We start from the raw sequence: 14,046 nt of genomic DNA on the forward strand, positions 1-14,046 counted from the left end.
CGCGCTTACCGGTTATTCCCGTGGACTAATTCCAGATGGTGGCGATCGCGATGTTGATCAATGCAAGTCCGCCCACGCCGTGGGCCAGGCCGGTGGAGACTGGCTCGCCCTTCTTGATCTTGCGTGTCGCGATGACGGCAAGGACGGCTACTGCTGCGGCGATCGCAAATTTGATGCCGAGCTTGAAGTAGTTGGGGTCGGCGTCGGGCATCACGGGGATGATTCCCATCATGGCGATGCCGGTCAACAGCTGCAGGAAGGCGCCGTCGCGCTGACGCGGATGCACAGTAGGTTCTTTCAGGGTTGCGATCCAGTAACCCACGATCATCGCTGCGCCGACAATGTGGAGGAACACCAGAATGCTGTAGAGAATGGTCATGGTCACAGCTTAGCCAGAAGATTTCTACGACGCGTAGCAGAAGGCTGGCGCGGCGTCGTTCTTTTGGGGGAAACGGCAAACGCCGGATATTCGCGAACCTAATCGCAAACATCCGGCGTTAGTCCCACTGGGCATAGCCGATGGGCGCGGGTTACAGGCCCAGGTCTGCCTCGAAGGCACCGGCCTCAAGGCGGGCCTTCAGAGTCTGCAGGAACCGGCCGGCATCCGCACCATCGACCAGGCGGTGATCATATGTGAGGGACAGGTACATCATGGAGCGGATGGCAATCGAATCGTCGCCGTTCTCATCGGAAACCACCACAGCACGCTTGACGATGGCACCGGTGCCCAGGATGGCCACCTGCGGCTGGTTGATGATCGGGGTGTCGAACAGGGCGCCGACCGATCCGATGTTCGTGATGCTGAACGTACCGCCGGACAGCTCGTCCGGACCAATCTTGCCGTCGCGGGTGCGGCTGGCGACGTCGGCGATCTTACCGGCCAGGCCAGCCAGGTTCAGGTTGCCAGCGTCGTTAATAACCGGAACCAGGAGGCCCTTCTCGGTGTCGACGGCAATCGCCAGGTGCTCGGCGTTGTGGTAGGTGATCTCCTGCTTGTCCTCGTCGTACGCAGCGTTGAGCTTGGGGTGCTGCTTGAGGGCCTCGGCGACCGCCTTGGCGATGAACGGCAGGAAGGTGAGCTTGTTGCCGTTCTGTGCCTGGAAGGAGTTCTTGGCACGGGCACGGAGCTTGGCCACCTTGGTCATGTCCACTTCGTGCACCTGCGTCAGCTGCGTGGAGATGTCCAGCGACTCGCGCATCCGGCGGGCGATGACCTGACGGATGCGGGGGGCCTTCTGGACAGTACCCCGCAACGAGGAAACTGCCGGTGCAGGTGCGGCAGGAGCCGCCGAGCCGGATGCCGCGGGAGCGGCGGAAGCCGCCGGAGCCTTCGCAGCGGCAGCCTTGGCTTCAGCAGCAGCGACGATGTCCTGCTTGCGGATGCGGCCACCAACACCGGTGCCGGTCACGGAGGCAATGTCGACGCCCTGCTGGTTGGCCAGCTTGCGGACCAGCGGAGTGACATAGTTGGATTCGCTGCCACCAGCGGCGGGTGCTTCTTCCTTTGCCGGCGCAGCTGCAGGAGCCGGAGCAGGCGCCTCTTCCTTGGCGGGTGCTTCTTCCTTTGCCGGCGCAGCTGCAGGAGCCGGAGCAGGCGCCTCTTCCTTGGCGGGTGCGGGAGCCGCGGCGGGTGCGGGAGCTTCTTCCTTGGCCGGCGCGGGAGCCGCGCCGGAACCGATAACAGCAAGGACAGAACCGACTTCAGCGGTCTCGTCCTCGTTGACGCGGATTTCCTGGAGGGTGCCGGCTACCGGCGACGGGATTTCGGTGTCGACCTTATCCGTGGATACCTCAAGTAGTGGCTCGTCGACCTCGACCGAATCCCCCACGGCCTTGAGCCAGCGTGTGACAGTGCCCTCGGTAACGCTCTCGCCGAGCGCGGGGAGGGTGACCTCGTGGCCTTCCCCACCGCCCGCGGCAGGTGCTTCTGCGGCAGGTGCTTCGGCTGCCGGCTCTTCTGCCGGGGCGGGTGCATTGTCTGCCGGCGCCGCGGGGGCTTCTTCAGCAGGGGCAGCTTCCTGTGCCGCCGGAGCCTCTTCGGCGGGTGCTGAACCGGCCCCGGAGCCGTCGCCAATCCGAACCAGGGGGGCGCCAACTTCTGCGGTCTCGTCTTCAGCGACGAGGATCTCTTCGATCACGCCAGCGATGGGAGAGGGGATTTCGGTGTCGACCTTGTCAGTGGAGACTTCGAGCAGCGGCTCGTCCACTTCTACCCGGTCACCTACCTGCTTAAGCCAGCGGGTGACGGTTCCTTCGGTGACGCTCTCACCGAGGGCGGGCAAGTTAACGGATTCAGACATGTCGTCCCCGTTCTCCTTATTGATGTTTAGTGCGGATGGTTGCTGCCTGGATTTGAGCTTAGTGCACCCGGCGGATCAGGCCGGATGCACTAAACCCAGGGGTCTTGCGGAAAATCAGCCGTGCAGGGCTTTGCCCGCCAGCGCGAGGTGGGCCTCGCCGAGGGACTCATTCTGGGTGGGGTGGGCGTGCAGCAACTGGGCCACATCCTCGGGGTAGGCTTCCCAGTTCACGATCAGCTGGGCCTCGCCGATCTGCTCACCCATGCGGGCGCCGATCATGTGGACGCCGACGACCGGACCGTCCTTCTGGCGCACGAGCTTAACCAGGCCGCTGGTGCCCAGGATGGAGCTCTTGCCGTTACCGGCCAGGTTGTATTCCTGGGTTTGGATCTGGTCCTCGCCGAACTTCTCTTTGGCGGACTTTTCGGTGTACCCGACTGTCGCGATTTCGGGGTCGCAGTAGGTGACCTTGGGAATGTTGACGTCTTCAACAATGACGGGCTTGAGTCCGGCGATCTCTTCGGCAACGAAGATGCCCTGCTGGAATCCCCGGTGCGCAAGCTGGACGCCGGGGACGATGTCACCCACCGCATAGATGTTGGCAACTCCGGTGTGCAGGCGCTCATTGGTGATAACGAAGCCCCGGTCAATGGTGACTCCGGCTTCCTCAAAGCCGAGGTTTGCGGTGGCGGGACCGCGGCCGACTGCCACCAGGAGCAGGTCGGCTTCAAACGTCTGGCCGTCCACGAGGGTGACCTTGACGCCGTCGTCGTTCTGCTCAACACCCTGGAAGAAAATCCCGGTGGAGAACTTGATGCCGCGCTTCTTGAAGGCGCGCTCCAGGCTCTTCACAATGGTGGCATCTTCGTTCGGCACCAGCGAGGGGAGGCCCTCGACGATGGTTACGTCCACGCCGAACGACTTCCAGACCGAAGCGAACTCGACGCCGATGACGCCGCCGCCAAGGATGATGGCGCTCTTGGGGATGGAGTCCATCTTCAAAGCTTCATCGGAGGTGATGACCTTGCCACCGATTTCGAGGCCGGGCAGGGAGCGGGAGTAGGAGCCTGTTGCCAGGATGATGTTCTTGCCCTTGTAGGCGGTGCCGTTGACTACAACGGTATCGGTGCCCTGCAGCTTGCCCTCACCCTCGATGACGGTGATGCCCTTGGACTTGATGAGTCCCTGCAGGCCCCGGAACTTGCCGGCGATGATGCCGTCCTTGTACGCATTGACGGCGTTGATGTCGATGCTGTCCAGGGTGACATTGATGCCGTACTTGGCGGAATCACGGGCGTGGTCGGCCAGCTCTGCCGAATGCAGGAGTGCCTTGGTGGGAATGCAGCCGTTGTGCAGGCAGGTTCCACCAAGTTTCGCCTTTTCTACGAGGCCAACGGTGAAGCCCAGCTGGACGGCACGCAGGGCGGCGGCGTATCCGCCGCTGCCGCCACCAAGTACCAGGATGTCGAATTCTTGCGCAGTTGCCTGATCGGCCACTTAGACGCTCCCTCGCGTGAATGATGACGCGAGAGTACGCATCATCTGGTCTTGAAACTATCCTGCCGTGATTATGCCAGCAGGCTGATTTCCCTTGCATTTGTGACTACCAAAGTTCACCTTAGCGAACCACTAATCCATGCTCCACCTTGCCACCCTGTTTGTGGAGCGCTTGTGTCCAGTGTCACGCGGCCTTGTGGCGAACGGATCTTTCTCTAAAAGATGCCGCCCCAAGGCCGCGCCACACCATGGCGAAGAGCCTATGCGGACGCCGCGCGGTCCTCGGCATAGGCAAGGAGCGTACGTACCGTGCAGCCGGTTCCCTGCTTGGGTGTGTAGCCGTAGGGGCTGCCGCTATTAAAGGCCGGGCCGGCAATGTCGATGTGCGCCCACGGAATCTGTTCGCCGTTCTTGCCCTTGCCCACAAATTCCTGAAGGAAAACGGCGGCGGTCATCATCCCGCCGTGGCGTTCGCCGATGTTCGCCAGATCGGCAACCTGTGAGTCCAGGCTGGGACGGAGCTCCTCGGGCAGGGGCATGGGCCAGACAAGCTCACCGGCGCGGTCGGCGGCGGCCTTCAGCGGCGCAGTCACAGAGTCTGCTCCCATGATGCCGGCCGTCCGGTTTCCCAGGGCGATCAATTGCGCTCCCGTGAGGGTGGCGACATCAATGATGATGTCCGGGAATTCCTGGCCGGCGGCCACAATTCCGTCTGCCATGACCAGGCGCCCCTCGGCATCTGTATTAAGGACTTCAACGGTTTTGCCGCCGAACATGGTCAGTACGTCGGAGGGGCGGGAAGCCGCTCCCGACGGCATGTTCTCGGCGATGCACAGCCAGGCCGTAGCCTTGAGCGGCAGCCCCAGTTCAGCAATGGCCAGGACAGTATTAAGCACGACGGCGGCGCCGGCCATATCGCTCTTCATGTCGCCCATGCCCAGGGCAGGCTTAAGCGAGATTCCGCCGGTGTCGAAGGTGATGCCCTTGCCGACGAGGGCGATCTTCTGAGTTGCTTTCGAGGGGGCGTATTCGACCTTGACCAGGCGCGGCTGGCGGGTGGAGCCCTTGCCCACGCCCATGATGCCGCCGAAGCCTTCCTTTTCGAGGCGTTTCTCGTCCCAGACGGTCACCTTCACGGGCAGGCCTTTGGCGAGTTCCCGGGCGGCATCAGCGAATGACTCGGGGTAGAGGTGGCTGGGCGGCTGGTTGACCAGGGTGCGGGTGGCGTTAACTGCCTTTCCAACCAGGCCGGCCCGGCGAAGTACGGCCGGCAGGCCCTTGTCCGCGGCCAGCTCGGTGAAGATTGCCACGTTGCGGACCGGATCCTTCAGGCCGTCCTTGGCGGAGCGGAATTCGGTGAAGGAGTAGGCGCCCATTGCGGCACCTTCGGCGACTGCAGCGACGTCGGCGAGTGCCGCCGTCGGGAGTGCCAGGACGACACTCCCCAGGCCCGCAAGTTGCCGCACTGCCGAACCGGCTGCCCTGCGCAAGGCCTCCCCGGAGACTGCCCCGTTTGCCTCCACTGCCCCTGTGCCAACCAGCACCAGCACGGCATTGCCGGTCTCCGGCAGGCCCGGGAGACGCAACAGCTGATCGGCTGCCCCGGTGACGCCGAGCGCTGTGAACGAGGCGGCCAGTGTTTCCGCTGCCTTGGCGCTGAGCGGATTCTCCAGCAGAACCGGACCGTCCGATCCCTTTCCAACCCCAACGACAACGGCGTCGGCAGCTGCCTTCTTCAGCTCGCGGGAGAGAGCAGTAAGGTTGATTTCAGTATTCTTGACCATGGGTTCGGTCCTCGATTCTCTGGGAAGTACCGGGCAAGGCTGCAGGTTTTGCGCCAGGCCGTGCTGTCCGGCCGCACCGGCGCAACGTCCACCGGATCAGTTTCCGGAAAATGCTGTGCGCGGCCGTGCAGGCCACTTCCGATCGTAGCGCGGCACGGATAATTTGGCTGGCAGCCGGACGTTTCCCGGAAATCCCGTGGCCGGGACTGCGGCACCACGTAGGCAGGAATGTCCCGCGGGACTCTTACGTTGTAGATCTTAAAGGCCCTGTAGCGCTCAAAAATACGAAAGGATCGTGCCGTGCTTGAACGGATTTCCGGTTCCCTGTTGGACCCTGACGCTCTCTACGCGGGCAACTACGGGTTGCTGCACAGCCCGGAGCTCCGCGGACTGAATCTGGTGATGGGGTTCACCGGGTTCGCCGACGCCGGCCACGTTGTCCGCCAGATCAATACCGAACTGCTCGACGTCCTGGATTCAGAGCCGGTTGCCGTTTTTGATGCTGACCAGCTCATCGACTATCGGTCGCGCCGGCCGCATATCTCCTTTGTGGAGGACCACATCGAGGACTACCAGGCGCCCCGGCTGGCCCTGTACCGGCTGCTCGACGGCCTCGGCAAACCGTTCCTCCTGCTTGCCGGATTCGAACCTGACCTTCAGTGGGAACGCTTCGCCCGTGCCGTCGTCGGACTGGTGGAAAAGCTGGACGTCAACCTGGTGACCTGGATCCATTCCATCCCTATGCCGGTCCCGCACACCCGCCCGGTAGGCGTGACCGTGCACGGCAACAGGCCCGAACTGATCGAAGGCATTTCCGCATGGAAGCCAACGGTTGAAGTACCTGCCGCCGTGGGGCACATCCTGGAACTTCGCCTCATCGAAGCGGGACGCAATGTGGCCGGCTACGTGATCCACGTGCCGCACTACCTTGCCGACGCCGAGTACCCCACTGCTGCGGTGGCCGGCCTGGAATACCTGGGGGCAGCTGCATCCCTGATGCTGCCCACCGACCGGCTGCGCGAGGCCGGACGGGAGGTGGGACGCCAGATTGCCGAGCAGGTGAACGCTTCCGTCGATGTGCAGCAGGTGGTGGAGCGGCTTGAAGTCCGTTATGACGAGAAGGCCGAAGGTACCGTCCGGCGCTCACTGCTTGCCGACGAAAACGACGAACTGCCTAACGCGGATGCTCTTGGCGCGGCCGTCGAAGCTTACCTGGCGCGGGAAAACCCTGGCCAGTAACCTTCCCAGCTGAGGCTGCCAGGCCCGGCCCTGCCGCCGGCGGGGCTGGCGGTTCGGCATAATGAGGTAGTGACTGCACCCCGCGCCTGGCTGATCTGGACCATCGGAGTTGTGTCGTATCTGGTGGCGGTAACGCAGCGGACTTCGTTTGGTGTGGTGGGCCTGGAAGCCACCGAAAGGTTCAATGCCAGCGCCTCAGCCATCTCCTTCTTCACGGTATTGCAGCTGCTGGTTTACGCCGGACTGCAGATACCCGTGGGCGTGCTTGTGGACCGCTTCGGCTCACGGATCATGATCGCCGGCGGGGCGGTGCTTATGGCGGCCGGCCAGCTGCAGCTGGCCTTCGCTGAGAGCATCCCGGGCGGCGTTCTGGGCAGGGTACTGGTGGGGGCCGGCGACGCTATGACTTTTATTTCAGTGATCCGGCTCATTCCGCTGTGGTTTGCGCCCGCCCGTGTGCCATTGATCACCCAGCTGACGGGTATGTCCGGCCAGCTGGGCCAGTTAATCAGCGTGGTGCCGTTTGCTATGGTGCTGCATTCTGCCGGCTGGAACCCGGCGTTCCTGATGCTGGCCGGGATGTCAGGTGTGGCGGCTGTCCTGGTGATCGTGCTGTTGCGGGACATGCCGGCTGGGACTGTCCGCGCCGAGTCGGTGCAGGGCCTGCGGGCGACAGGAGCCTCACTCAAGCGGGCCTGGCACCAGCCGGGTACCCGGCTGGGAATGTGGAGCCACTTCACCATCCAGTTCAGTGGCACCGTGTTCGCCATGACATGGGGGTACCCCTTCCTGATCTCCGCCCAGGGCCTGGAACCCACCGCAGTCGCCTTGCTGATGGCACTCTTCGTGGCAACCGGAATTGTGGTGGGTCCTTTCATTGGCAGATTTGTTTCCCGGCATCCGCTGCGAAGGTCCACCCTGGTGTTACTGATTGCCGGCGCCACGGCCGCTGCCTGGGCCACGGTGCTGCTGATGCCCGGCAGGGCTCCGCTATGGATGCTTGTTGGCCTGGTGGTGGTCCTCGCCATCGGCGGACCGGGTTCCATGATCGGGTTCGACTTCGCAAGGACGTTCAACCCCGCCCACCGGATGGGCACAGCCACCGGAATCGTGAACGTGGGCGGTTTCTGCGCAGCCCTCATCTGCATCTTCCTGGTAGGCCTGGTCCTTGACTTCCTGTACTCCACTGGCTATTCCAACGGTGTCCTCTATGGTTTGGACCCGTTCAGGATCGCACTCAGCGTCCAGTTCCTGCTGTTGGGCTTTGGAGCTTTCGCCGTTCTGGCGTCCCGCCGGAAAGTGCGCCGCCAGATGGCAGCGCAGGGAGTCAATGTTCCGCCACTATTGAAGACGCTGGCCGCACGGCGCCGGGCGCGGTTGGCCAGTAGGCACCCCGGCACCGGGTCCGACTAGCCCGACGCCCCGCAGGGCCCGGGATCCGGCAGACTGGTCCTCCACATTCATGTAGGTTCACTCCTTATCCACATAGCCGGATCAGTTGCTGCAGATGCCTGGCGACGTGGACCACGCTGGATACATGACAGCTTCCGCATCGATTTCAGTCAGTGGCCCTGAAGACATCCTGGGCTATATTCCGCACTCGCTGGGCTACTGGCCAGAAGACAGCCTGGTGGCCATCACGCTCCAGGGAAACCGGATCAGCGCCACCCTGCGCGTGGATCTGCCGCGCAGCACCCAGCCGGCGGACCTGATGCAGTACGCCGTTGCCGTGAGGCGCTACCTTGAGGCTGACCGCAAGGCGGATGGCGCGGTGCTGGCCGTATTCAGCGCAAATGAGTGGGAAGACCTGCCACGTGAATACGGGCCGCTGCTGGCGGCACTGGGACAAGAGCTGGCGGGAGAAGGCCTTGGCGTCCGTGATGCCTGGTACGTCGGCAACCGGTATTGGCGGGACGCGTTGTGTGGGGACACAGGCTGTTGCCCCTGGCCTGGCAGGTCGCTGCAAGAAATTCGGGACAGCCGGCTGAACGCCGAACTAATTTACCGAGGCAGCAGCGTGGGAACGCCTCCTGTCCCGCAAGCGCCCTCACCTTCGCCTTCCATGCAACCTACGGAGCCTCTGGAGGACGGCTGGTTTGGCAGGCTGTCCGGCCGCTCGGCCAGCCGTTCCCAGTTTGCCCTGGTGCTGGACGCGTGGGAGCACGCGTTGCAAAGGGCAACGTCGGGTGGCCTGGACCGGGAGCAGATGGCTTATCTCCGCGCGGTGCTGCGTGTTCCCGCCTGGCGTGACGCGGTCCTGGTGCTGTGTGCGGCGGGCCGGGACGCTGCTTTGGGCGGGGCAGAGCGGTTTGCAATTTTTGACGTCGCTCGGGATGACCCTGCCCTGTCAGTCGGATTGCCGGGCGTGGCAGCCGCGTCAACATTTACCGGTCGCCGGGCCGCCGGCGCGGGCAGCTCTGCTCTACCTGCTGCTGGTACAAATATTGCCGTTCCAGACCCTGTCGGCCATGAGATGCCGGCCGTCCCCGGCTATGGCGAGGTTCTGCTTGGGCTGGCACCGGGCAAACCTGATTGGAAAAGCCTGGACGCTTTGGATCGTGTGTTGGAGCGGCTGGTAAACCATGGCGGGGGAGCGGCCGGCGCGGCGGCGTCGACAGGTCGGGGGTGGATCGCCTGGTGCCGCGGCCGGGGTTCCTACGCCGCAGCCTTCCTCCGGCAGGCTTTGGAGTTCGTACCGGAGTACAGGCTGGCGGAACTTCTGCACGAAATGATTAGCCGGGGAACGCTTTGCGGTTGGGCGGGTAACCCGCAATCGGCCTGGCAGAAGTTCGGCGCGGACGCTGCCTGACGTTGTGCGGAGATCCGCGGCGGGCACGGCAAGGTGACAGCAAGGCATCCTGGCAGGTGGCGGCCGGGCACAAGGTTTTTCGGTGAGTCGGTTGGGCAGTCGGTGCCTATCGGCAAAACCATGAGACAATGGATGCCGAGACCCGGTTGGGTCCGTGAATCAGGTGCCGCTGAAATTCCTTAATCGGGAACAAAAGCGCCCTTTCCGGTGGTTGAGTTAACAGACTCTGCAAGCCGCGATTGCATCTGATGTTCATCACGGACTTGACAGGGTCATAGTGGTGTTGCCCGTATGGCGATTCCACAGACCGCCGCTAGAAAGGTTTTCTGTGACCCCGTCTTCCGCGAAGAAGGACCCCGCCGACCAGGCTGAGCTGACCCCTGAGGAGAAGCAGGCCGCCACCAACGCCAAGCGTGCCGCCACCAGGGCAGCCAATAAGGCTGTTCGTGACGCCGCCGGCGAAGGCTCAGCCACTGACGCCAATCCTGCCCCCAAAAAGCGTGGACCCAAGCCCGGCGCCAAGGCTGCCGCCGAAGCTGCCGGAAAATCCCCGCAGGACGCCGATGCTGACGCTGACGACGATCAGGATATCGACGTTGACCCGGCCGAACTCGTTGAGGACGGCGACGCCCCCGCTGCCAAGACCGATGGCGCAGCCACCGGCTCGGGTTTCGTCTATTCAGACGCGGACGACGACGACGCTCCTGTCCAGCAGGTCATGTCTGCCGGCGCAACTGCCGACCCCGTCAAGGATTACCTGAAGCAGATCGGCAAGGTCGCCCTGCTGAACGCAGAGCAGGAAGTCGATCTTGCCCTGCGCATCGAGGCGGGACTCTTTGCCGAGGAGAAGATTGCCAAGGACGACGGTTCCATGGACCCGAAGTTCAAGCGCGAACTTGAATTCATCATCCACGACGGCAAGCGCGCCAAGAACCACCTGCTGGAAGCCAACCTGCGCCTGGTCGTCTCGCTTGCCAAGCGCTACACGGGCCGTGGGATGCTCTTCCTGGACCTGATCCAGGAAGGCAACCTGGGGCTGATCCGCGCGGTGGAGAAGTTCGACTACACCAAGGGCTTCAAGTTTTCCACCTACGCAACATGGTGGATCCGCCAGGCCATCACCCGCGCCATGGCTGACCAGGCACGCACCATCCGCATTCCCGTGCACATGGTGGAGGTCATCAATAAGCTGGCCCGTGTCCAGCGCCAGATGCTCCAGGACCTCGGCCGGGAGCCGTCACCGGAAGAGCTGGCCCTGGAATTGGACATGACTCCGGAGAAAGTCGTCGAGGTCCAGAAGTATGGACGCGAACCGATCTCGCTGCACACGCCTCTGGGTGAGGACGGCGATTCGGAATTCGGCGACCTCATCGAGGACTCCGAAGCCGTGGTGCCGGCAGACGCCGTCAGCTTCACCTTGCTGCAGGAACAGCTCCACTCCGTCCTGGACACGTTGTCAGAGCGCGAGGCCGGCGTTGTGGCCATGCGGTTCGGCCTCACCGACGGACAGCCTAAGACTTTAGACGAAATCGGAAAAGTCTACGGCGTTACGCGTGAGCGTATCCGACAGATCGAGTCCAAGACCATGTCCAAGCTGCGTCACCCGTCACGTTCGCAGGTGCTGCGCGACTACCTGGATTAAGCGTTTGGCCCGGTTCTCTTCGGGTCAGTCACAGCAAAGCCGCCGACGGGAGCAATCCCACGGCGGCTTTGCTGTCGGCCTGTTCTGCCGCACCATGCAAAAAGCAGGGTCCCTCTGCGGAGGAACCCTGCTTTTTCGTTTTGGCTTATGGGTCTAGTCGACCGGTACCGGAGCCTTCTCGTGGAGACGCCCGGTTTCGTCGTGCCAGTCTGAGCTCAACGGCTTGAGCGTTGCTTCGACTGCACGGGCGTGGTGGCCGCAAAACAGCAGCTCCCCGCCGGAGGACTCGAGTACAACGCGGACGTATGCCTGAGCTCCACAACGATCGCACCGGTCAAGTGCGTTGAGCGTTCGATCGGCTACTGCTGCTGTCATGTCGGCCTCCTAAGTAGATCTGTACCTCTATATAACCAGCATTCGAGGCCAAACAAGGCCAAGGATGGGTGACTTTCGCTGTCCGCGTATCACACCTCGGTAACGGTCAAAGTTGTTCTCCGGCACTGCAGGCGTTGCAGTCAGAGGATGTCCGCCCGGACGACTACCCTAGGAAGAGCCCTCGCGGCGGGACTCCCGGCACTGACTGCGCATTGACCGTCCAGTAAGCCGGAAGCCGTCCAGTATCTACCCCGGCCTTAAAGGAGCGCATTACCCGTGGCACCAAGTTCTGATTACACCGCCAGGCACCTCTCGGTCCTGGAGGGCCTTGAGGCCGTGCGCAAACGGCCCGGCATGTATATCGGTTCCACTGACTCCCGCGGACTGATGCACTGCCTCTGGGAGATCATCGACAACGCCGTTGATGAGGCCCTTGCCGGCTTCGGCCATGACATCAAGATCATCCTGCACGCGGATAATTCCGTTGAAATCCACGACGACGGCCGCGGCATTCCCATCGACGTGGAACCCAAGACCGGGCTTACCGGTGTTGAGGTTGTCTTCACGAAACTGCATGCCGGCGGAAAATTCGGTGGCGGCTCATACGCCGCTTCCGGCGGCCTCCACGGTGTTGGTGCCTCCGTTGTAAACGCGCTCTCGGCCCGGCTGGACGTCGAGGTGGACAGGGGCGGCAAGACGTACAAGATGTCCTTCCGCCGCGGCGAGCCCGGCCGCTTTAAGGACACCGGAACCCGCTCCGACCCGGCCGCGCCCTTCACCGCCTTTGTCGATGATTCGGTGCTGGATGTCATTGGTAAAGCAAAGCGTGGCGTGACCGGTACGCGGATCCGCTACTGGGCGGACCGGCAGATATTTACCCAGGATGCCAAGTTTTCCTACGAGGAGTTGGCAGCCCGGGCACGCCAGACCTCCTTTCTGGTCCCCGGCCTCAAGCTGACCGTCCGGGACGAGCGGAAAATTCCCGGAACGCCAGGGGAGCCGGGGCCTCATGAAGAGTTCTTCCACCACGACGGCGGCATCTCCGAGTTTGCTGAGTTCCTTGCCATCGACGCGGCCGTGACAGATGTATGGCGTCTCCATGGTTCAGGCAAGTTCAAGGAAACAGTTCCCATCATCGACGAGTCCGGCCACAGCCAGCTTGCCGAAATTGAGCGGGACTGCGAGGTGGACGTTGCTTTGCGCTGGGGGATCGGCTACGACACCACACTGCGCAGTTTCGTCAATATCATCGCCACCCCCAAGGGCGGAACGCATCAGGCCGGTTTTGAACAAGCCCTGGTGAAGACCTTCCGCAAGGCCGTGGAAAGCAACGCCCGCAAGCTCAAAGCCGGCAACGACAAAATCGAGAAGGACGATATTTTCGCCGGGCTGACAGCCGTCCTGACGGTACGCCTGGCGGAGCCACAGTTCGAGGGCCAGACGAAGGAAATTCTGGGTACGTCGGCAGTCCGGGCGATCGTGGCGCGGGTGGTGGAGAAGGAAATCACGGCCCGGCTCAGTTCTGCCAACCGTAACGACAAGGCCCAAGCTGCGCTGCTGCTGGAGAAGATCGTCAGCGAGATGAAGTCCCGCATTTCCGCCCGGGTCCATAAGGAGACCCAGCGCCGGAAAAACGCCCTCGAGACGTCCTCCATGCCCACCAAGCTGGCCGACTGCCGGACCGACGACGTCAGCCGTTCGGAGCTCTTCATTGTTGAGGGTGATTCGGCGCTGGGTACGGCGAAACTGGCCCGGTCCTCGGATTTCCAGGCCCTGCTTCCCATTCGTGGCAAGATCCTCAACGTACAGAAGGCCTCTGTGGGGGACATGCTCTCCAACGCTGAATGTGCCGCTCTTATCCAGGTCGTTGGCGCCGGTTCAGGCAGGAGCTTCGCCCTCGAGGCAGCCCGTTACGGAAAGGTCATCCTGATGACTGACGCCGACGTTGACGGCGCCCATATCCGCACCCTGCTCCTGACGCTTTTCTTCAGGTATATGCGGCCGATGGTCGAGGAGGGCCGGGTCTTCGCCGCCGTCCCTCCACTACACCGGGTGGAGGTCATCAACGCCGGTCAGAAGGCCAACGAGATGGTCTACACCTACTCCGAAGCTGAACTCCATACCCTCCTGGCAAAACTGTCCAAGGAGGGCAAGCGCTACAAGGAACCCATCCAGCGCTACAAGGGTCTAGGCGAAATGGATGCCGGGCAGTTGGCAGAGACCACCATGGATCCCCGGCACCGGACCCTGCGTAAGGTCAATATCGAAAACGCCCAGCAAGCAGAGGCGGTCTTTGACCTGCTGATGGGCTCTGACGTTGCTCCGCGCAAGGACTTTATCATCGCCGGAGCGTCCAGCCTCGACCGGGAACGCATCGACGCGTAGCTGAGGGCGGGAACA

At 62.9% G+C, this 14,046-nt stretch carries 10 protein-coding genes; 5 read left to right on the top strand and 5 right to left on the bottom strand.

Annotated features, from left to right (window positions below; all coding sequences use genetic code 11):
- Positions 1–25: 25 nt before the first annotated feature.
- From ACWA13_RS08025 to ACWA13_RS08040, 4 genes are all read right to left on the bottom strand, one after another.
- Positions 26–379 (bottom strand): hypothetical protein, encoded by a 354-nt coding sequence (locus tag ACWA13_RS08025; protein WP_463937606.1) that lies wholly within the window; start codon positions 377–379, stop codon positions 26–28.
- A gap of 151 nt (positions 380–530) precedes the next feature.
- Positions 531–2,300, bottom strand: coding sequence for a 2-oxoglutarate dehydrogenase, E2 component, dihydrolipoamide succinyltransferase (gene sucB, locus ACWA13_RS08030; protein ID WP_463937607.1), 1,770 nt, complete (start codon positions 2,298–2,300; stop codon positions 531–533).
- A 114-nt stretch (positions 2,301–2,414) separates the two neighbouring features.
- On the bottom strand, positions 2,415–3,797 hold the full coding sequence (lpdA, locus tag ACWA13_RS08035; protein ID WP_463937608.1) for a dihydrolipoyl dehydrogenase: 1,383 nt from the start codon (positions 3,795–3,797) through the stop codon (positions 2,415–2,417).
- Positions 3,798–4,057: 260 nt separating this feature from the next.
- A complete protein-coding gene (locus tag ACWA13_RS08040; protein WP_463937609.1) occupies positions 4,058–5,581 on the bottom strand; it encodes a leucyl aminopeptidase in 1,524 nt (507 codons plus the stop codon).
- Between the two features lie 300 nt (positions 5,582–5,881).
- On the opposite strand from ACWA13_RS08040, the gene ACWA13_RS08045 reads away from it, so the two are divergent.
- The 4 genes from ACWA13_RS08045 (at position 5,882) to ACWA13_RS08060 (ending at position 11,271) form a co-directional block, all read left to right on the top strand.
- A complete protein-coding gene (locus ACWA13_RS08045; protein WP_463937610.1) occupies positions 5,882–6,820 on the top strand; it encodes a proteasome assembly chaperone family protein in 939 nt (312 codons plus the stop codon).
- A gap of 69 nt (positions 6,821–6,889) precedes the next feature.
- Positions 6,890–8,233, top strand: a complete 1,344-nt coding sequence (locus ACWA13_RS08050; RefSeq protein ID WP_463937611.1) for an MFS transporter — start codon at positions 6,890–6,892, stop codon at positions 8,231–8,233.
- Between the two features lie 124 nt (positions 8,234–8,357).
- On the top strand, positions 8,358–9,629 hold the full coding sequence (locus ACWA13_RS08055) for a DUF4192 domain-containing protein (protein WP_463937612.1): 1,272 nt from the start codon (positions 8,358–8,360) through the stop codon (positions 9,627–9,629).
- A 328-nt stretch (positions 9,630–9,957) separates the two neighbouring features.
- Positions 9,958–11,271 (top strand): RNA polymerase sigma factor, encoded by a 1,314-nt coding sequence (locus tag ACWA13_RS08060; protein WP_463937613.1) that lies wholly within the window; start codon positions 9,958–9,960, stop codon positions 11,269–11,271.
- A gap of 153 nt (positions 11,272–11,424) precedes the next feature.
- Here ACWA13_RS08060 and ACWA13_RS08065 read toward each other — a convergent pair whose 3' ends face one another.
- Positions 11,425–11,646 (bottom strand): DUF7455 domain-containing protein, encoded by a 222-nt coding sequence (locus ACWA13_RS08065; RefSeq protein ID WP_463937614.1) that lies wholly within the window; start codon positions 11,644–11,646, stop codon positions 11,425–11,427.
- Positions 11,647–11,922: 276 nt separating this feature from the next.
- Between ACWA13_RS08065 and ACWA13_RS08070 the strand changes: the two genes are divergently transcribed.
- Complete coding sequence (locus tag ACWA13_RS08070; RefSeq protein ID WP_463937615.1) at positions 11,923–14,031, top strand: DNA gyrase/topoisomerase IV subunit B; 2,109 nt, start codon at positions 11,923–11,925, stop codon at positions 14,029–14,031.
- Positions 14,032–14,046 lie beyond the last annotated feature (15 nt).

Source organism: Pseudarthrobacter sp. TRD_SC_9, assembly GCF_055361265.1.